Consider the following 18,579-nt stretch of genomic DNA (forward strand, 5'->3'; position numbering starts at 1 on the left):
TCTGGCCGACACATATTCGGAGCACAGTATGACGCCAGACACGACGAAGCCTACCCTCAGCACGATCCTGCTCGTTGGCGGCTCCCGTGGCCTCGGCCTCGGCATGGCCACTGAGTTCACTAAGCGTGGGTGGCATGTCGTCGCCACGGTGCGCGGTGAAACGCGGACTCAACTGCACGAACTGGCCGACGCGCATCCCGATTGCGTCGAAATCGAGATCGTCGATATCGCGCAGCCGGACCAGATCGCCGCTCTGCGCGATCGCCTCGTTGGACGTCAATTCGACATGTTGTTCGTCAACGCCGGAACCGCGAACATGCAGGACGAGATCGCCGGCGAAATCGCGACCGACGAATATGCGCGCGTGCTGGTGACGAACGCGCTCGGCCCCTTGCGCGTGATCGAAGCTTGCCGGGACCTCGTTCACGCGGACGGCCTGATCGGAGTCATGTCTTCGGGCCAGGGCAGTATCACCAACAACACCAACGGACTCCACGAGGTTTACCGGAGCAGCAAGGCAGCCCTTAACCAACTCTTTCGTAGCTACGCCGCACGCTATGCCGATGATTCGCGCGCGCTCGTACTGATCGCGCCTGGCTGGATCCGAACCCAGCTCGGCGGTCCGAAGGCGCCGTTCGGCATCGAGGAGAGCGTTCCGCTGATCGTCGACGTTTTGCTCGGCCGTCAGGGTCAACCAGGCCTCGCCTTCCTCGATCGCAACGGGAACACGGTCCCATGGTGATCGAGCCACCGATGAAGCTGATCGGCATCGAGGAACACTTTCTCACGTCCGCGGTCGCGAATGCCTGGAATGCGATCGGTCTTGAAATGTCCGATCCGAGTGTCGGCTACCATCAAGGCGTGGTCGGGCGACGCCTTGCGGACCTCGCCGGCGAACGGCTGGCGCTGATGGATGAAAGCGGCCTCGATATCCAGGTGCTGTCGCTGACCACGCCGGCGCTGCACGATCTCGGCCGGGAAAGCGTTGAGTTGGCGCAGCGCACCAACGACGCCGTGGCGGAGGCGGTTGCGCGCCACCCGACCCGGTTTCAGGCGATGGCGACATTGCCGGTGTCCATACCCGATGAAGCAGCGCTCGAACTCGACCGCTGCATCTCGACGCTAGGCTTCAAGGGCACGATGCTGTGTGGCCGGGTGGGCGCGCGCCATCTCGACGATCTGGCGTTTGCGCCAATCCTCGATTGTGCGGCAATGCTAGGCGTGCCCGTGCTGCTGCATCCCCGCACGCCGCCAATGGCGGTGCGCGACGCTTATTATTCAGGCTTCTCGCCGCTCGTCGATGCCGGCTTCGCGACCGTGGGGCTTGGCTGGCATTATGATGCCGGCATACAGTTCCTGCGGCTGGTCCTGGCTGGCACCTTCGATCGCTTGCCCGGCCTTCAGGTGATCCTCGGCCATTGGGGCGAGCTCGTCCTTTTCTACGCCGAGCGTCTTGCGGTGATGGACCGCGTTTCGGGTCTGTCGCACCCGATCGCGCACTACCTGCGCCACAATCTTTACGTGACCGCCAGCGGCATGTTTCTTCCGCACTATCTCAAGCGAGCGGTGGCGATTGTCGGCACGGACCGGCTATTGTTCTCGACCGACTATCCCTACCAGTACCGGCCCGGCGAGGACGCCCGTCGCTTCCTTTCTGAATGTGGACTGGACGATTCCGGCAAGGCCGCGTTCGCTCACGGCAATTGGCTCCGGCTAACGGCTTCGTGCCTTCAGTAGCGATCGATTAGAGGATCAAACCTTTCCATGAGAACGGACGCTTTTTGGTTATCGGGTGCATCGCGACCGAGTTTTTGTCCGCCGCTCGATCACCCCCCTTTCCGGTCGAGCTGGACTTGTCGTAGGTTCCAGCATGGATTTCGTCGGTGTCCTGAGCCTGATCGCCATCGTTTTCTGCAGCGTCGGTAATTCCGGGGCTGCTGCAACCCGCCGCCAAGCTTTACCGGTACTCACAATCTCCCTTGCGTCGCTGGTTGCAGCAGGCCTGTTGGGGCAACTCGTATACCCGACGCTGCTGGCACTTTTCGGCAGGAATGCGGGGGCAATCAGATCGGGCGAATGGTATCGCGTCGTCACATCCCTCTTCGTCCAGGATCATTGGCTGATCGGTGGCTTGTTCAACGTTACGATGATGGTGGTTGTCGGACGGATAGCGGAGAGTAGGTTCGGTCGACTGCACTGGAGCCTCATCTACTTCGGCGGCGGCGTCCTAACCGAGCTGATCGCCCTACGCTGGCAACCCATCGGCGCTGGCAACTCCATTGCTTACATGAGCTTGGCAGGCGCGCTGCTTGTATCAACGCTCAAGGACGCGCGCTCGCTCCGGCCAAGGCTGAGCGGCGTGATTGGCTTGATGATCGCCGTCGCGCTCTGCTGTCGGTACGACATCCATGGGGCCGCAGTCCTGATCGGTGCAGCATATGCGGCGGTCGCTCTCGGCATCCGGCCGACACGCAGCCGAGCCTGATCGCACGTCAGCTATCAGCGCGGGGTCGGTTGTCGCCTGACAGATATCGGGCGACAGTTCGGTCTTGGCTGATGACAGTCCGGCAGGTCTACGTATCGACGCTTCAACCGGATTTGCGCCATAGATCCATACTTGCATGCGCATAATGTGCGGCGCTGGAAGCCCTTGCGGTCTACGCCGCCTAGAACGCCGGGTCTGATCAAGCTGCCCGCCGATCGGTCAAGTGCATCTCCTGCCAGTGTATCACGCTCGGACGTTCGAGCATTCTAACATACCAGGCATGAAGGCTGACCAGCTCGGTCGGGATCTCCAGACCCACGATCTTTGCGAAGACAAATCCCGCGATCACGGTGATGTCCGCCATCGAAAAGGCTTCGCCCGCCACAAACGGCTGGGGTGTAAGGACTCCATCGAAAAAACGCGCGCCGCGCAGCGCCTTGTCCAGGCGCGCGGCTATGGCGGGCTGCATTTCCGCGATCTCGCGGACGACGTCGGGATCAAAGCCGCAAGCATTTAGCATAATTTTCCGAGCAAGGCCGATCTCGGCGCTGCGGTCGCCAGGCGCTATCGCGAGGACAACGCGGCCGCGTTGGAGGCGCTTGCCATCGAGACTAGCGATCCCGCCATCTGCCCAGCAGCGATATGTTGGCGGCTTCGACCCAATGCCGACCGCTCAGGGCAATTATTCGCTCCCAGGCACTGGACGTTGGTTCCGGCGCGACGTTCTCCCTCCATCAACCGCCGTCCGCCGGGACGACCCAATTGCGAACGCTCAACCCGATCATGCCGGTTCCGGTAAACGGGCGCTCGTCGACCGGTGAGCCTCCACACCTGGTCACTTTGCGTTTCGCTGGGCTGCGAGCTCCGCTGCAGCGACGCTCCGCAGCTGAGCCGCCACCTTGGGGTTGAGACCGAGGTCGTCAGCGGCACGCTCTTTTTCAGGCAAGTTGCGCGGATCAAGGCCGGTCACCGTTCCAAAAACGACCAGAGCATCGAGGTAATATCCTTCAGCGCTGGCGTGGTATTGGTCCCAAGTCCACAGGCTTACCTGCCCAAAGGCCAATCCATCATACGGGTCTGAGTCTGCCAGGCCGTCGCGCATTGCACGGTTCCACGCGGTCCCGACCGGCACGACCGCATGCAGCCCCGGGCCAGTCGTCAGCGCCTGACGACTGGCGGCGAGAAGATCGTCTGCCATTCGAGTGATCGGCTGGTGGTACCAATGACCATCCGGCAGATAGGTCTGGTCGGCCCGGGACCAGGTTGCCATCAGATCCACCTGCACCTGCGAATTTCGAGCGTGAAAAAGGGCGGCCAGGGTCAGTGCGGCGGCGATGTGGCGCGTCGGATCGCCCGGCCGCTCCGCGTCCAGCGTACTGTAACCTTGCAAGATCACCACGTCCCAAGGGCGGTCGATCAACCCACGCTTGTTGACCAGGTGCCACGCCAGATCCTTGCCCGGCGACGTCTCCAGGCTCACTGTCCAGTCCAGCCCGGCCTCATCGGCAAACGTCTTGAACAGGGCGGGGACGCCGCCGATCCCTTCGCGGTTAAGATCGGCAACCCGCTCGGGATGATAACGCATGACCGGCGAGTTCGCGCCGAATGTAAAGCTATTCCCGACGAACAGGATCGTACGACCCGGCGCCGGACTGCCGGAAATCATCATGCAGAGCAGCAACATGCCGGCAATTCGGTTGACGCAACGTCGCAGCAAAGAAGGCATGAGGCGTTCCTGAGATAGCTCGATTTGCCACCTAATGCGCGGGTCGCGCTGCCTGCTCAAGGACATGAGCTCGGTGCACTGATAGATAGTGGTCGGCTGATGGACGCAATCTCAACCGTTCCAAGCCGCTAGGCCATTTCCCAAAAGCCGACCTCCCCTTTCGAGCTTGGTGCGAAGTTGTCACACGATCGACGTAGGCAGGCTGCGATTATCGAGTTTCCAGTCAGGTACGCGCTTGGTTCAGCGTCTTCCCCCGTTGCGCGCCATCGAGGCGTTTGTCCTTGTCGCAGAATCGCTCAGTTTCACGAAGGCTGCCGGCGAACTCAACATCACCAAATCGGCAATCAGCCGCCGCATCCAGAGTCTCGAAGAAGACCTGGAGGTGCAGCTCTTCATCCGCGGCAACAAGGCGCTAATGCTGACCCCGGACGGCGAAACCTATTATAAGCTGACCGGTCCCGCCTTCGGTTCGCTGCGCGCCGCGGGGGCGCAATTGAAGCGGACGCGCCAGACCAACACTTTGTGTGTCGCCCTGCCGCAATCGTTCGCGTCCTATTGGCTGCTGCCGCGGGTCTCCTCGTTCTACGAGCAATATCCAAATACGGAGTTGCGGCTCGACAGCCTGGGTTACTTCAACCTGCTCGACAGCGAGGCAATCGACGTCGTCCTGCAGGTCGCCAAGGAACCGCCGCCGGGCTTCCACGCCGAACGGCTGTTGAGCCTGGAGCTTTTTCCGGTGTGCAGTCCGACTTTGCAAGCCGTCATCCGGCGGTGCTCGACGAGATTGCCGACCACCGGCTGCTGCATCTCAATACGATGCCGTCGATCTGGGCGGAATGGCTGCAGCTTGTCGGGCGCCCGGACCTGCTCGAAGGCCGCGGGCACCGCTACGACACGTTCTCGCTGGCACTCGACGCAGCAGTCAACGGACTTGGGCTGACGATCGGCACCGACATCATCTGTCATCGCGACCTGCAGAAGGGCCGCTTGGTCGCGCCGTTTCCGCAGCGCCTGGTGAGTGCGCGATCGATGTATTTCGTCTGCCGCAAACCCGACGTCGACAAACCGATGGTCCGTCGCTTTCGTAGCTGGCTTTTCGCTCAAGCAGAGGTCGTGCTCGCCTCACGTCAGCTAATATCAAATGGCTGATGTTACCGAATTACGTCAATCATAATATTAATTTGCGTCAGAATCACTGTATTTCTGTGTTGCACGTTGCATCCAGCTCAACTCCAGCGCCAGAAATTGCGATTTGCGCCAGCAGCGTTCCTGCCTATTCGCAGCCCAAGATTATCTAATCGCATATTTTGCAATCGCGGGGCTCGCAATGACCATGAAGTCTACATTTCTACAGACGGCAGCCTTGTCGTTCTTCGCGCTGACGGTGCCGCAGGGCGCATTGGCGCAGGATGTCGCGGCGGCGCAGGCCGAGGCAGGCGGCGACGGCGAAATCGTCGTCACCGCGCAGCGTCGATCAGAGCTGATCAACAATGTGCCACTCGCAATCACCGCGCTATCCGGCTCCGACTTGAAGACCCGCCAGGTCAGTGACGGGTCCGATCTGGAACGGGCCGTGCCGAACATGTCGTTCACGCGTGCTGCCTTTGGGTCGACCAACTATTCGATCCGCGGCGTCGGTTATCAGGTCGTTTCGACGACGGCGGACACCGGCGTCGGGGTGGACGAGAATAATGCGCCGCTGGCGGTCAACCGGCTTGCCGATGCCGAATTCTTCGACGTCCAGCGGATAGAGGTGCTGCGCGGGCCGCAGGGTACGCTCTATGGTCGCAACGCCACCGGCGGCGTCATCGACGTCATCACCAACAAGCCGGTCGACAAATTCGAAGCGAGCCTCAGCGGCGGCTATGGCAATTACGACAGCCGCAAGCTGCAGGGCATGATCAACGTGCCGCTGGGACCGGTGTTCAGCCTGCGCGTCGCTGGCAGCGCGCTAAAGCGAGACGGGTTCCAGCAGAACTCGGTGACCGGCAACGATATCGACGCACGTAACCTGTATTCGACTCGCGCCACGCTCGCCTTCACTCCCAGTTCGAACTTCCACGCCTTTGCGATGTGGGAACATTTCAATGAGGACGACTCGCGGTTCGGTGGCCAGAAGTTCCTGTGCAGCAAGGACGTCGGCCCATCGAGCGTCGGCGGCGTCGCGGTTAACACCTTGGCAGCGCGCAACTTCCTTAGCCGCGGCTGCCTAAAGGACTCGATCCACAGCCAGTCGGCGCAGACCGGCAACGTCAACAGCGTGGCGACGCTCGGCGGGTCGCTGTCCTACCTTTACGGCCTGGTGTCCGGGGATGTGAACGGGGGCAGCCAATCGGGCGACCAGCGCACCCTCTCGCAGAACATCGATCCGACCTACAAGGCGCGCAACGACCTGTTCCAGCTGAACTTGCAGTGGGATGTCACGCCCAACCTGCAGCTCACCTCGCTGACTGCATATTCCAATGATCGGCTGGACACGCGCGCCGAGTTCCAGAGCGCTACCATCCCGTTCAACAATACGGTCGTGACGCCTGGCGGCGTCTTTACCGACCCCCAGACAGGTACATCGCGTTTCCTCAACCTCGACACCGACTACGATGTCTACCGCACCAAGCAGTGGAGTCAGGAAATCCGGTTGCAATCGTCCTTTTCGGGACCAGTCAACTTCAACCTCGGTGCGTTCTACATGCACCTGAACCGCTTCAATAACATTTTCATTCTGTCGAACGGGGAGACTGCGGTTACCGCAATCCGCAATCTGTTGGGTGGCAACTCCTACATCGATCCCAATCTCAATCCGAACAGCCAGGGGCATAATTACTTCGATGCCTACAACCCGTATACGCTGAACTCGCGCGCGGCATTTGGTGAGATTTATTGGCAGGCCAGCGACACGGTGCGGGTCACTGCAGGCCTTCGCTACACCAGTGACCACAAGGACTATACCAACTATCCGATAACGATCCTGACGGACGGCAAGGGCTTTCCGGATACGCTCGTCGAGCAGCGTGCCAATTTCGGCGAACTGACCGGGCGCGCCAATGTCGACTGGCGGCCGGTGCTGTCGTTCACCGACAAGACACTTGTCTATGCATCCTTCTCGCGCGGCTACAAGGCAGGCGGCTTCAATCCGCCAAACGTCGTCGAAGTACCGCCGATCTATGCGCCGGAGTTCGTCAATTCGTTTGAGATCGGCACCAAAAACACGCTGTTCGACGATCACGCGACGCTGAACCTGACGGCCTTCCATTATGACTACAAGGGCTACCAGATCTCCCAGGTTCAGGGGCTCAACGAAGCGACCGCCAACGTCGATGCGAAAATCTATGGTGTCGAAGTCGAGACCACTTGGTCGCCGACCGATCGCCTCCGGTTCAACGCGCAGGCCGGCTATCTGCACAGCTCGATCGGCGCGGGATCGTCGGTCGATACCTATGACCGACTCCAAGGCGACCCGTCGCTGATCTATCTGAAGTCGCTGACTTCGGGCTGTGTCGCAGCGGTCGCCGATGTCGCCAAGCTGGTCACGCTGATCAACGCGGGCAAGGTGGCAGCCAACGCACTGACCGGTGCCTGCCCGACCGAGGCAGCGCCCAACGGCGCCTATGCAAGCCGCGATCCGAGCAAGAATTCGCTTGCCGCGCTCGGCATCGTCCTGCCGACCAGCACCGGCGTTCCGGTCAACCTAAAGGGCAAGCGCCTGCCCAATGCGCCGAGCTTCACCGCCACGCTCGGCGCGCAATATGCGCTCGACCTCGGCCACGACTGGCAGGCGGTCGCGCGCGGCGACGTCTACCATCAGTCGAGTTTCTACACCGATATCTACAACAACGAGGACAATCGGCTGAACGGCTGGAACACCGTCAACCTGAGTGTTTCGTTCAACCTTCGCGACACGGATCTGCAGGTGCAGATGTACGTGAAGAACGTCTTCGACAAGACGGTGGTCACCGGCATCGGCGTCAATTCCGAAACGCTCGGGGTGTCCCGTTCGGTGGTGCTGCTCGATCCGCGCCTGTTCGGCTTCAGCATCAGCAAGCGGTTCTGAGGCCGGAATGTCCGTACCCCCGGCTGTGGCCCGGTCTAAGCTCTCCGCCTGGCAACTGCTCTGCTATTCCGCGCCCGGCGTCCCGGCAGCAATGATGATCTATGCCGCCGGGGTCATCGTCCCCGGTTTTTACGGCACGTTCGTCGGGCTGTCGGCGGCATCGATCGGGCTGGTGCTGCTGGTCACCCGTTTATCCGACGTGGTGTTCGATTTCGGAGCGGGCGCGCTGTCGGACGCAACGCGGTCGCCAATCGGGCGGCGTAAACCATGGCTGATCGCCGGCGCGGTCGTGCTGTACATCGCCTTTGCCGCTCTGGTGATGCCGGAACAGGGTGCGAGCGTCGCCTATTTCCTTTGGGCGTCGATGGCGTTCTTCTTGGGCTGGAGCTTGTTCAGCGTTCCTTATGACGCTTGGGGCAGTGAACTCGCCGGCGACTATCAAACGCGCGCCACGTTGTTCACCTATCGTGCCGGTGCCGGTTATGTCGGCAGTTTGGTGTTTTCGCTCATTCCTGCACTGCCGATCTTTCGCAGCACCGAATACTCGCCCGAAGTTCTAATCTTCATCGTCTGGACGGTGGCAATACTGCTGCTGCTTACCGTGCCGCTCGCGCTGTTTCTGGTGCCCCGGGAGCGTCAAACAACCCTGCGCCAACCCGCAGCTTTGTGTAGCTTCGTCACCGCACTGCGCCGCAACCGGCCGTTGCAGATCTATATCGGCTCGGCGACGTTGAACGGGCTGTCCGATGGCGTCTTCAGCGCCTTGGTCTTCATTTACCAGGCCAGCTACATGGGCTTCGGCCGCTGGATCTGGCTGGTGCTCGTCGTCTACGTCGGCGCGAACTTCCTCGCGTTGCCGCTGTGGACGCGGGTCATCGCCCGGATCGGCAAGCACCGTGCCTGGGCGACCGGCCTGTTCCTGACCGCCTTGTGCTACCCGCCGATGGCGCTGCTGCCCCCAGGCGAAGCGTCGCTTATTCCGATGCTCATCCTGGTGGCGCTCGCGGGCGCGACGTACTCGATCGCCAACGTTGCATCGCCGGCGGTGCTCGGCGACGTTGTCGACTACGAGATGCTGCGCAGCGGATCGGGCAAGGCCGGGACCTTCTTCGCGGTGCAGGCGCTGATCAACAAGTTCGGCATCGCATTCGGCGCGGGGTTGGCGTTCATGCTGCTCGGCGCGTTCGGCTATGATCCGGGCAGTCACACTCACAATGCCTTGGCGGTGTTCGGCCTGCAGGCGTCGCACCTTTACCTGCCGTCGTTGCTCAAGTTCGGGGCGATCGCTTTGATCTGGCGGTTTCCGCTCGACGCCCGCGCGCTGTCGACCATCCGGCGGCGGCTCGACGGCCTTGCGCTGGTGGCGGCACGATGAGCCGTCCATTGCTGATCGCGCACCGCGGCGGGCTGGAACATGCACCGGAGAACACGCTCGCTGCCTTTGCCCGCGCGATGCGATCGGACGCCGATGCCTTCGAGTTCGACCTGCAATTGCTGGGCGATGGATCGCTGGTGGCGCGCCATGACCTGCTCGGCCCGGCCAGCGTCGCCGACGGTGCACCGACGCTCTCCGACGTGCTGGCGCTGGTCGCCGAGATCAGGCCCGACATGGGGCTGGTCATCGACGTCAAGGCTACACCCTGGGCGGACGGCCTGGCGGACCACGGGCGCAGGGTGCTGGAACGTGCCGCGCCGCTGCTGCGAAAGCACGGGCGGCCCGAACGGGTCACGCTTGCATCGTTCGACCTTGGTGCGATGACCCACGCCCGCGCGATCCTGCCCGAATACCCCACCGCATTCCACACGATGGCGGTGCGCTGGTTGGCCGGACTGACGCAGGAGCAGACGGGAATGACCGACACCCGCGACTATCTCGCCTATCTCGAACGCTGGCGGCAGGATTTCGGACCGGGCATGGAAGCGCTTTCCGCGCTGGACCGAATCCACGCCGCCGGCGGGACGATCTGGTCATGCCAGTATCGGGACCTGACAGCGCAGGCGGTGGCCCGCGCACGGGTCCTCGGTCTTGCCGTATGGGCGTGGACCGTGAACTCCGCAGACGATTTTGCTCGCGTATTGGCGCTTGGCGTCGACGCCGTCACCACCGATCGGCCCGACGCCATGCTGCAAATTCTTTCATCCCTAGACGCAAGGAATTCCGATGTCTGAGCCCGTTTCGCCCAAGCCCCTTCTGATCGCAGGCGCAACCGGATATGCGCTGTGGCCCGCCAACACGCTGGAGGCAACATTGCGCTGCCTCGATTTGCCCATCGACGGCATCGAGATCGATGTGCAACTGACATCAGACGGGCATGTCGTTGCGCACCACGACTATCGGTTCAGTGCCGACCATACCCGGATGGATGGTGTCTGGCTCGATGCGGCCAGCGGCCCGCTGAAGGACATGACGCTCGCCGAGCTGCGCCGGTACGACGTCGGTCGGACCCGGCCCGATCTCGCCACGCCGCTGCAGTATCCAGATCGCGAACAGATGGACGGCGTCCACGTACCGACCCTGCCCGAGTTGCTGGCCGCGCTGACGGCAGCGTCCGGTCCACGTCGGCTGCTGTATGTCGAGATCAAGACCGACCCGCAGAACCCGGCGGAAGCGCCGGCTCCCGAGCTGATCGTTGAGGCGGTATTCCGCGACCTGGAAGCTGCCGGCTATGTCGACCACGCCAAGATTATCGCGTTCGACTGGCAGGTCCTGCGCCTGTCCGCCCTGCGCAGCCCTGGCGTGATGACGGCGCATCTCACCATTCCTGCCGCACTTGCTCCGCAGGCGAAGCTTGATGCCGAAGGTCGCTCACCTTGGCGCGACGGTCACGATCCCGCCGAGTTCGGATCGGAGATGGCCGCGATCAAGGCGCATGGCGGCATGGAATGGTCGCCTTACTTCAAGGATGTCACCGCCGACCGGGTCGTCGAGGCTGAAACGCACGGCCTGCGCGTCGGTCCGTGGGGCCTCGCACTCGGCGATGACGTGCGGCGAATGGCCGAACTCGGGGTCTATAGCAGCACGGTATCGGGTTTCGACTGGGGTGCAGATCTCGATTGATCGACTGCGACGGCAATTACATAATTTAGTTGGTAAAGCATGTAATTGCCAAATGCCTGGTGGCTCCTGAAGTCGGACGACCTTCACCGTCAAATATAAACGCGAGAGCACAGTCGTCCGACTCCAACAACGTCTTCATCACGATCTAAAATTGCATGAAAAGCGCTGACACATTGCGCCGGTTGTGCGTCGCCGGATTACATCATTTCGTGCTTGTCGCGCCGCGTCTTGCCAAATAGGTTCTGCCGTTCGAGGCGGACCAGCAGCGCGGCGTAATAAGCGGTGAGAAAGGCGAAGTCGTCGCCGCCTTTGAAGCCGATCTTGCGGCGGATGCTCGCGGCGACCGCGATCACGGGATCGTCGGGGCGACGGCGCATCGGGTTGACCTCGCTGCGGCGAAGGACGTCCTCGAGCGTCTGGAGTTCGAACACGCCGTAGGCGGCGAGTTGCGCGTCGGTGAAGATCAGGCCGGCGGTGGCCGCGCCGCGTTCGGCGACATCGACCCCGAGGCGACGGCGCGGCGCGCGCAGCACCCAGGTACCCGCAAGGATGTCGCCGACGCGGAGCCGGTCGTGGTTGAACAGCGGCAGCACTGCAAAGCCGATCGTCCAGCCGATGCCGGCGAGCGCGGTCCACGCACTCGCCTGCCCGGCTCCCGCCTGATACGCGAGGAACGAGAGCGGCAGGAAGAATTCGAGCTCGCGGACGAGGTTGCGCGCGACGAGGGCGTCGATCGTTAGCCGGTCGCCGTCGCGCGCAGCGACCCGCAGGCCGACGATCCGCTTGCCCGGCGTCGCCGTCCGCCGCCCCGCCTCGAACAGCACGAACCACAGATTGCGCAGGACGAAGGCGGCCAGTAGCCAGATGACGCCGACGATCTGGAACATGACCGAGCCGCCTCCAGGCAGCGTCAGCGCAAGCGACCCCGCGAGGACCAGCGCGGCGATCGTGAGCGCAACAAGCATCCCCGTCATCATCGCGAGATCGAGAACGAACGCCCATAACCGCTGCCCGGTGCCGGCGAGCTGAAGCGTCAGGACGACGCCCTCGGGCGTGACCAGCGCGCGGGCGTCGTCGTCGGCCCGGCGGACGCTCATCGCGGCCGTCGCGGAAGATAGAAATAGCCCGACCAGAGCGCGAACATCGCGCCCGCGATCGCGTAGCGCGCCACCGTCCCGGTAACGAGCTGGCGGGCGAAGCCTTCGAGCAGCCCGGCGACGAACAGCATCGCCGCGACGCCGATCATCACCGTCGCTGCCTGCCGCCCGGCGGCCTGCGCCGCGGCGATCCGCGTCGAGTTTCCCGGAAAGATCACCGCGCCCCCGATCCGCAGCCCCGCCGCCCCCGCGAGAAGGACGGCGAACAATTCGGTCGTGCCGTGGATCATCAGCCAGCCGCCGAGCTCGACGCCGAGCCCGCGCCCGCCGAACAGCGCGACGATCGCGCCGAGCATGGTCCCGGTCGACAGCATCAGCAGCGCCGTCGGGACGCCCGCGGCAAAGCCGAGCGCGAACGCGCCGATCGCAACGCGCGCGTTGTTCGTGAACAGAAAGCCCGCAAGGAGCGCGAGCGGCTGGCCGCCGCCTCCGCTCAGCGTCGCCCGCAGGCTCGCCGTCGTCGCTTGCGGATCGCGACCGTGGGCGAGAGCTTCCGGCACGAACGACGCGTACCAAGTGGGGTCGCGGTTCACGAGGATAAACCCGATCACCGTGCCGAGCGCGAGCAGCGCAAGCGCAACCAGGGTCTCGACCGCGAGCCCGCGCACCGCCGCCGGGAGATCGCGCAGGACGAAGCGCGCCGCCCGGGCTGCCAGCCCGCCACGCACCCCGTACACGAAGAAATACGCGCGCGCCGAAAGCGCCTCGAGATAGGCCACGAGGTCGGCGTCGAGCGACGTCGCGCGCGCAACCGACAGCGACGAAACCGCCGCACGATACAGGCGCGGCAGCGCCAGAAGATCGTCGTCCGACAGCCTGCGCAGCAATGTCTTGTCGGCGCGGTCGAGCAGGGCCTCGAGCGCCGACCAGTCGGCCTCACGGTCGGCGCGGAAGCGGCGGCTGCCGACAACGAGGCCGGTCATCGCAACCGCCGGCGGCGCGCGTCGAGGTAGCGTTCGGCGAGCGCCGGGCCGAGGTCGCGCCACGACGCCTCGAGGACTTCGACCCCCATCCGCCGCAGCCGCGTCAGGACGATGCGCCGCTCGCGGAGCAGGTCGGCGGCGATGACGGCCCGGGTGACACCGTCGGCGGTGAGCGGCTCGGCGGCGACGAGCACCTCGAGCACCTCGTGGTTGAGCACGACGCACAGCAGGACGTGACGCTCGAGGAGCCTTCCGACCGAACGCAGCATCAGCTCCGCGGAAATCGCATCGGTGAAATCGGTGAACAGGATGATCAGCGACCGGCGCTCGAGCCGCGCCGCGAGCGTCGACAGGCCGAGCGTGAAGTTGGTCTCGTCGGAGCTATAGTCGAGCCTGCCTGCTAGTTGGCGGACGTCGGCGAAGGCCGGCGTGCCAGTCAGCGCCGCGCTCGCCAGCCGCGGCCGCGAGTCGAAGCCGAACAGCGTCACCCGGTCGCCGAGCTTGAGCGAGAGATAAGCGATGAGCAGTCCGGCGCTGATCGCCCGGTCGAGCCGCGCGACGCCGGCGACGGGTTCGACCATTGTCCGCCCGCAGTCGAAGGCGAGGACGATGTTGTTGTCGCGCTCGGCGCGATATTCCTTGGCGAACAGCGCCGAATGCCGCGCCGACGCCTTCCAGTCGATCCGCCGCCGGTCCATGCCGGGCTGATACTGGGCGAGCGCGTCGAATTCGCCGCCCTGGCCGGTTTCGCGCCACACCGTCGAGCCCGTTCGAGCCTCCCGGCTAAGCAGCGCGACGGACTCGCCGCGCACGCTGCGGACGTCGGGGGTGACCAGCACGCTGCGGTCGAGACGCGTCGCGCGCTGCCGCCAGACCAGTCCGAGCGGCCCCTGCCAGCGCAACGTCAGGTCACCGAGCATCGCGATGCCGCGACGCAGCGCCGTCGCCGGGATCAGCGCGGTCGCCGAAACCGTCGCCCCCGCCGCGAGCCACGAGCGGCCGCCGCCAAGGTCGAGCCGCGCGTCGCCGCCAACCGCCGCCTCGGCGCGTCGCGAGTGCGGCTGGGACAACGACAAGGCGAGCCCGAAGCGCTCGCCGACGCCGACCGCCGCCGGCGCCGCGAGTGTGAGCGTGCCCGGGGTCACCGCGGCGGCGGCATCGGCGGCCGCGAGCAGCAGCAACAGCGCCACCCAGCCGAGCGGTAACAGCCACAAAGCCGGCGCGAGGATCCCGACGAGCAGCGCCACCGGCGCGCCGAGCGCCGCCGCGAGGACGAGGCGCCGCGTCGGGTAGATCACCTTGGGGCCGCCGTCGCCTCGATCAGGCTAGCGATCACGCGATCGACCGGGACCCCGTCGATCTCGGCCGCGGGCGACACGACGACGCGGTGGCGCAGGACATCGGGAGCGAGCGCTTTGACGTCGTCGGGCAGGACATAATCGCGGCCGTCGAGCGCGGCGGCTGCCCGCGCCGCGCCGGCGAGCATTACTGCGGCGCGCGGGCTCGCCCCCGACGACAGGTCGACCGTGGTGCGCGTCGCGCGGACGAGTGCGACAATATAGTCGATTACCTCATCAACGAGGCGGACGGCCTCGACCGTCGCGACGGCTTCGCCGAGCAACGCCGCGTCGGCCTGCGCCACGACCTGCCACCCGGCCGGCGTCGCGACGCCGAAACGGTTGCCGTGGGCGAGGACGATGGCGCGTTCGTCGGCGGCGTCGGGGTAGCCGAGGACATACTTGAACAGGAAGCGGTCGAGCTGTGCCTCGGGCAGCGGATAGACGCCCTGGTTCTCGATCGGATTTTGCGTTGCGACCACCATGAACCGCGCCCCCAGCGGGTACGTCGTGCCGTCGATCGTGACCTGGCGTTCCTGCATTGCCTCGAGCAGCGCGGCCTGCGTCTTGGGCGGGGTGCGGTTGATCTCGTCGGCGAGCAGCAATTCGGTGAAGATCGGCCCGCGCGTCAGCGTGAACGCGCTCGTCTGGAAGTTGAACAGGTTCGCGCCGATGATGTCGCCCGGCATCAGGTCGGGGGTGAACTGGACGCGGCCGTAAGCGAGGCCGGTCGCCGCAGCGAAGCACTGCGCGAGCAGCGTCTTGGCGACGCCGGGCGGCCCCTCAAGAAGCACGTGGCCCGACGCGAACAGCGCGATGAGCAGGCGGCGGACGGCGGTGCCCTGCCCGACGACCGCCTTGCCGACCTCGGCCTCGATCCGGGCTGCGAGCCCCCTGACGTCGTCAACGGTCATGAACGGCTTCCATCTGCCAGCGGTGAAGGGCGCGCGCGCTGGCCAGCGCCGCGGCGGGCGTATCGACGAGGGTCGCGTCGTGGGCGAGGACGCTGAAGCGCGGCGTGGTACCGACACGGTCGAGCCATGCGGCCCGCTCGCGGTCGGTCAATCCCGTCGGAGCATGCCGGTGCGCGGCGACGGTCGCGCCTGCGAGCGCCGCGTAGCGCGGGGCGATTGCGCCTTCGCGCTTCGCCGTCGCGATCACCGCGGCGATGTTGTCGATCAACGCGGCACTGCCGAAGGCTATCGCGCGGCCCGGCGCGGCGGGCGTCCCGAAGCGGATCGCTGCCTGCCAGACGGCGAGCCCGGCGACGGCGACGAGCGCGAGCGTCAGCCCGAGGAACGGCGGCTCGAGCATTAGCCGCAGCAGGTCGCGGCCGCCGCCGAAGCCGTTGAGCGTGACGTCGAAGACAAGTCCACCGTCCTTTGCCGCACCGAGGTCGCGCAGGAGTGCGATGGCAATGCGCGCAGCGGCGAGATCGCGCATCCCGGCGTTGTCGAGCAGGTCGGGGTCAGCGAGAATGAAGATATTATGCTTCGTCTGCCAGCCGAGAACGACGCTGCCGTCGGCGGCGGTCACGATCGCGTCGAGGCCGGCGGCGGGGTCGAGGCGCTGGAGGACCGCCGGCGCGGGAAACGTGTCGACCCCGGCGATGCCCGGCGCGATCAGACGCTCGCCACGCCGCGCCGCTCGTGTCGTCACGCCCACACCGGGGGCGACCGTCGATAGCGGTGCGTCCGGTGCGGCGACGAGGCCGTGGGTTTCGATCCACGTCGGGCGGATCGGATTCGGCGAGGTCTCCCATTTCGGGACGATGATCAGCGTCGGCTCGCCGTCGCGCGCGCGGACCAGCCGGTCCACTTGCGCCGGGCTGGTGCCGGCTTCGGGGGTAAGGACGAGCAGCCCCGCGTCGCCGGGCCGGTCATCGTGCGACAAGCGGGTCGGCGTCCCGCTCGCCGTCGCAAGGTCGACGATCGCGCTGAAGCCGGTCCCGGCGCGCGACAGGGCATGGCCGCCACGGTTATGCGCCGCGTCGAGTGCGGGGGCGTAGGCAGTGAGGAAGGCGAAGGCGACCGCGCTGACGACGCCGACGGACAGCAGGACGAACAGGACGACGCGGTTGAACGGGGCGGCTTTGCGGGTCGATGCCGCTCCGGCGGCTTTGTTCGACGCCGCTCCGGCGGCGGGGGTCGTCATGCCCACGCCGCCGGAAACGCCACACCTTCGTACGCCGTGCGCGCGCGGGTCCACGCGTCCGCCCCGACCGGGCGCGCGGCGAACAGCCCGGTTTCGACGACCTCGGTGATCAGCGCGAAGGCGGTGGCGACGTCACCGGGCAGGCGAGGCGACCGCGCGATGTCGCGGCTTGTCAGCGCTGGAGCAAGGCTGTCGGACCGGTGCGCCTCGATCTGCTCGACGCTGCGGAGGAGGACGAGGCGCGCGGCGGCGGCAAATTCGCCGCGGCTGGCGAGCGCATCAGCCTCGGCGAGCAACGCCCGTGCTGGGGCCGCGTCGGGGCGCCAGCCTACGTCGGCAACCGCCTCAGTGGAGTCGCGGCGAAACCGCGGCGCGAGCCAGCAGTATACGCCGAGAAGAAGCAGGCCGAGGAGAAGCGCAAGCCCGCCCCAGAAGGCAAATTTGACGACCGGGCCGAGCGCGGCGAACTCGCTGGCGTGGCGATGGAACCACTCGCCAAGCGCCTTCGCCCAAGCTGGCGGCTCGGGCGAGTGATATGCAGGCAGTTCGACCTGAGTCGACCCGTCGGCGAGCAGCCGCTGGTGCGCAGCCGCAATGCGGTCAATCGCCGTCGTCGCTCGATCCCCCATCCGATCCCCGATCGCTTAGGCTCATGGTTTCGCAGCCCCGCCGTGACAGCGCAAGGGGCGCTCCTGCGGCCGCGCTCCATTGGTTTCGGGGGTCGTCGCGCGGCGAGCGATTGCCGTAGCCACCACTGGACTTCGCCGCCGATCTCGGGAAAACTGGCGACAACGCCAAGGGTGGGGACTTAGACTATGGCCACAACTCCGTTTGCCGCCGAAAAGATCGATATCGGCCGGATTCTCAGCCACGCGTTCAGGGCGATCGGGCGTAATCCGCTACTTTATATTAGCATTGCCATCGTCTGCCTGTTTATCCCGGGCGAGTTGATCCGGGTCGCCCTGACCCCGCAAATCGCCGCTGGCATGGCGCTCAAGCCGCTGACGTTGCTGCCCTATACGCTCGCGGGGGGCTTGTTCGGCCTAATTCTAAACGTCGTCGCGCAGGCGATGCTGGCACACGCGACGGTCACCGACTTGAACGGCAGCCGCCCGACCTTCGGCAATTGTTTCAAGACGGCTTTACCGCTCATTTTGCCGCTGATCGGCGTGGGGATTCTCGTTTATTTCGGCATCGTGCTCGGCATGATGCTTCTTCTTGTCCCCGGCATCATCTTCGCACTAATGTGGTCGGTGTCGGTCCCGGCTCTCGTCGAAGAACGCCGCGGCGTTCTGGCCAGCATGGGCCGCAGCAGGGCGCTGACCAAGGGGTCGCGCTGGCGGCTGTTCGGCCTGTTCCTTGTCGCGGGACTGATCTTGCTGGTGCCGCCGGCGCTCATCAGCGGGATCGCGGCGCGCCTTCAGGGCGGCATCCCTTCCCCGCTCAGTCCCGCCGTCCTCCTGGCGGGCTCGCTCAGCGCACTGGCAGCGATGCTCCTCGCGACGATCATCGCCGCGACCTACGTCGAGCTGCGCACGGTCAAGGAAGGCGCAACAGTCGAAAGCCTCGCCGCCGTCTTCGACTAAGCACTTGCTGACGCAAGCTGTTGCGCGGGGTCGAAGAGCAGTCCGGCACCGGGTTCGCCTCAGGAGCGCGGAGTGTCCTGATTATTTCGAATAGGCGCCGAAAGC

General features: G+C 65.1%; 16 protein-coding genes and 1 pseudogene. 9 read left to right on the forward strand and 8 right to left on the reverse strand.

Going from position 1 to position 18,579, the window contains the following annotated elements:
- Positions 1 to 28 precede the first annotated feature (28 nt).
- The 3 genes from KTC28_RS15840 (at position 29) to KTC28_RS15850 (ending at position 2,485) form a co-directional block, all read left to right on the forward strand.
- Positions 29 to 742, forward strand: coding sequence for an SDR family oxidoreductase (locus KTC28_RS15840; RefSeq protein ID WP_216708084.1), 714 nt, complete (start codon positions 29 to 31; stop codon positions 740 to 742).
- Between the two features lie 11 nt (positions 743 to 753).
- Positions 754 to 1,737 (forward strand): amidohydrolase family protein, encoded by a 984-nt coding sequence (locus tag KTC28_RS15845; protein WP_216708085.1) that lies wholly within the window; start codon positions 754 to 756, stop codon positions 1,735 to 1,737.
- 133 nt (positions 1,738 to 1,870) lie between these two features.
- Entirely contained in the window at positions 1,871 to 2,485 is a 615-nt protein-coding gene (locus KTC28_RS15850) for a rhomboid family intramembrane serine protease (RefSeq protein WP_216708086.1), read from the forward strand.
- Positions 2,486 to 2,684: 199 nt separating this feature from the next.
- Here KTC28_RS15850 and KTC28_RS15855 read toward each other — a convergent pair whose 3' ends face one another.
- Entirely contained in the window at positions 2,685 to 3,005 is a 321-nt protein-coding gene (locus KTC28_RS15855; protein ID WP_216708087.1) for a glutathione binding-like protein, read from the reverse strand.
- Between the two features lie 315 nt (positions 3,006 to 3,320).
- Positions 3,321 to 4,211 (reverse strand): PEP-CTERM sorting domain-containing protein, encoded by an 891-nt coding sequence (locus KTC28_RS15860; protein ID WP_216708088.1) that lies wholly within the window; start codon positions 4,209 to 4,211, stop codon positions 3,321 to 3,323.
- Between the two features lie 169 nt (positions 4,212 to 4,380).
- On the opposite strand from KTC28_RS15860, the pseudogene KTC28_RS15865 reads away from it, so the two are divergent.
- The 5 genes and pseudogenes from KTC28_RS15865 (at position 4,381) to KTC28_RS15885 (ending at position 11,317) form a co-directional block, all read left to right on the forward strand.
- Positions 4,381 to 5,360: pseudogene (locus KTC28_RS15865) on the forward strand (LysR substrate-binding domain-containing protein).
- A gap of 178 nt (positions 5,361 to 5,538) precedes the next feature.
- Complete coding sequence (locus KTC28_RS15870) at positions 5,539 to 8,259, forward strand: TonB-dependent receptor (protein ID WP_216708090.1); 2,721 nt, start codon at positions 5,539 to 5,541, stop codon at positions 8,257 to 8,259.
- A gap of 91 nt (positions 8,260 to 8,350) precedes the next feature.
- Complete coding sequence (locus KTC28_RS15875; protein WP_216708091.1) at positions 8,351 to 9,634, forward strand: MFS transporter; 1,284 nt, start codon at positions 8,351 to 8,353, stop codon at positions 9,632 to 9,634.
- Positions 9,631 to 10,428 (forward strand): glycerophosphodiester phosphodiesterase, encoded by a 798-nt coding sequence (locus tag KTC28_RS15880; RefSeq protein WP_216708092.1) that lies wholly within the window; start codon positions 9,631 to 9,633, stop codon positions 10,426 to 10,428. Before KTC28_RS15875 ends, KTC28_RS15880 begins: the two co-directional genes overlap by 4 nt.
- A complete protein-coding gene (locus KTC28_RS15885; protein ID WP_216708093.1) occupies positions 10,421 to 11,317 on the forward strand; it encodes a glycerophosphodiester phosphodiesterase family protein in 897 nt (298 codons plus the stop codon). Before KTC28_RS15880 ends, KTC28_RS15885 begins: the two co-directional genes overlap by 8 nt.
- 197 nt (positions 11,318 to 11,514) lie before the next feature.
- Here KTC28_RS15885 and KTC28_RS15890 read toward each other — a convergent pair whose 3' ends face one another.
- Genes KTC28_RS15890 through KTC28_RS15915 form a run of 6 tightly spaced genes read right to left on the reverse strand, consistent with a single transcriptional unit; the run spans position 11,515 to position 17,517 of the window.
- Positions 11,515 to 12,414 carry an RDD family protein gene (locus KTC28_RS15890; protein WP_216708094.1) on the reverse strand — a complete coding sequence of 300 codons (900 nt, stop codon included), beginning with the start codon at positions 12,412 to 12,414 and terminating at the stop codon, positions 11,515 to 11,517.
- Positions 12,411 to 13,397 (reverse strand): stage II sporulation protein M, encoded by a 987-nt coding sequence (locus KTC28_RS15895; RefSeq protein WP_216708095.1) that lies wholly within the window; start codon positions 13,395 to 13,397, stop codon positions 12,411 to 12,413. Before KTC28_RS15895 ends, KTC28_RS15890 begins: the two co-directional genes overlap by 4 nt.
- Positions 13,394 to 14,695: a DUF58 domain-containing protein gene (locus KTC28_RS15900; RefSeq protein WP_216708096.1), complete on the reverse strand. Its 1,302-nt coding sequence runs from the start codon at positions 14,693 to 14,695 to the stop codon at positions 13,394 to 13,396. Before KTC28_RS15900 ends, KTC28_RS15895 begins: the two co-directional genes overlap by 4 nt.
- Entirely contained in the window at positions 14,692 to 15,648 is a 957-nt protein-coding gene (locus KTC28_RS15905; protein WP_216708097.1) for an AAA family ATPase, read from the reverse strand. Before KTC28_RS15905 ends, KTC28_RS15900 begins: the two co-directional genes overlap by 4 nt.
- On the reverse strand, positions 15,638 to 16,888 hold the full coding sequence (locus KTC28_RS15910; RefSeq protein WP_216708098.1) for a DUF4350 domain-containing protein: 1,251 nt from the start codon (positions 16,886 to 16,888) through the stop codon (positions 15,638 to 15,640). The genes KTC28_RS15905 and KTC28_RS15910 overlap by 11 nt, the downstream gene beginning before the upstream one ends.
- Positions 16,885 to 17,517, reverse strand: coding sequence for a hypothetical protein (locus KTC28_RS15915; protein ID WP_216708099.1), 633 nt, complete (start codon positions 17,515 to 17,517; stop codon positions 16,885 to 16,887). Before KTC28_RS15915 ends, KTC28_RS15910 begins: the two co-directional genes overlap by 4 nt.
- Before the next feature lie 186 nt (positions 17,518 to 17,703).
- On the opposite strand from KTC28_RS15915, the gene KTC28_RS15920 reads away from it, so the two are divergent.
- Entirely contained in the window at positions 17,704 to 18,474 is a 771-nt protein-coding gene (locus tag KTC28_RS15920) for a hypothetical protein (RefSeq protein WP_216708100.1), read from the forward strand.
- Positions 18,475 to 18,579: the final 105 nt, after the last annotated feature.

Origin of the sequence: Polymorphobacter megasporae (genome assembly GCF_018982885.2) — a bacterium.
Classification (GTDB): domain Bacteria; phylum Pseudomonadota; class Alphaproteobacteria; order Sphingomonadales; family Sphingomonadaceae; genus Polymorphobacter_B; species Polymorphobacter_B megasporae.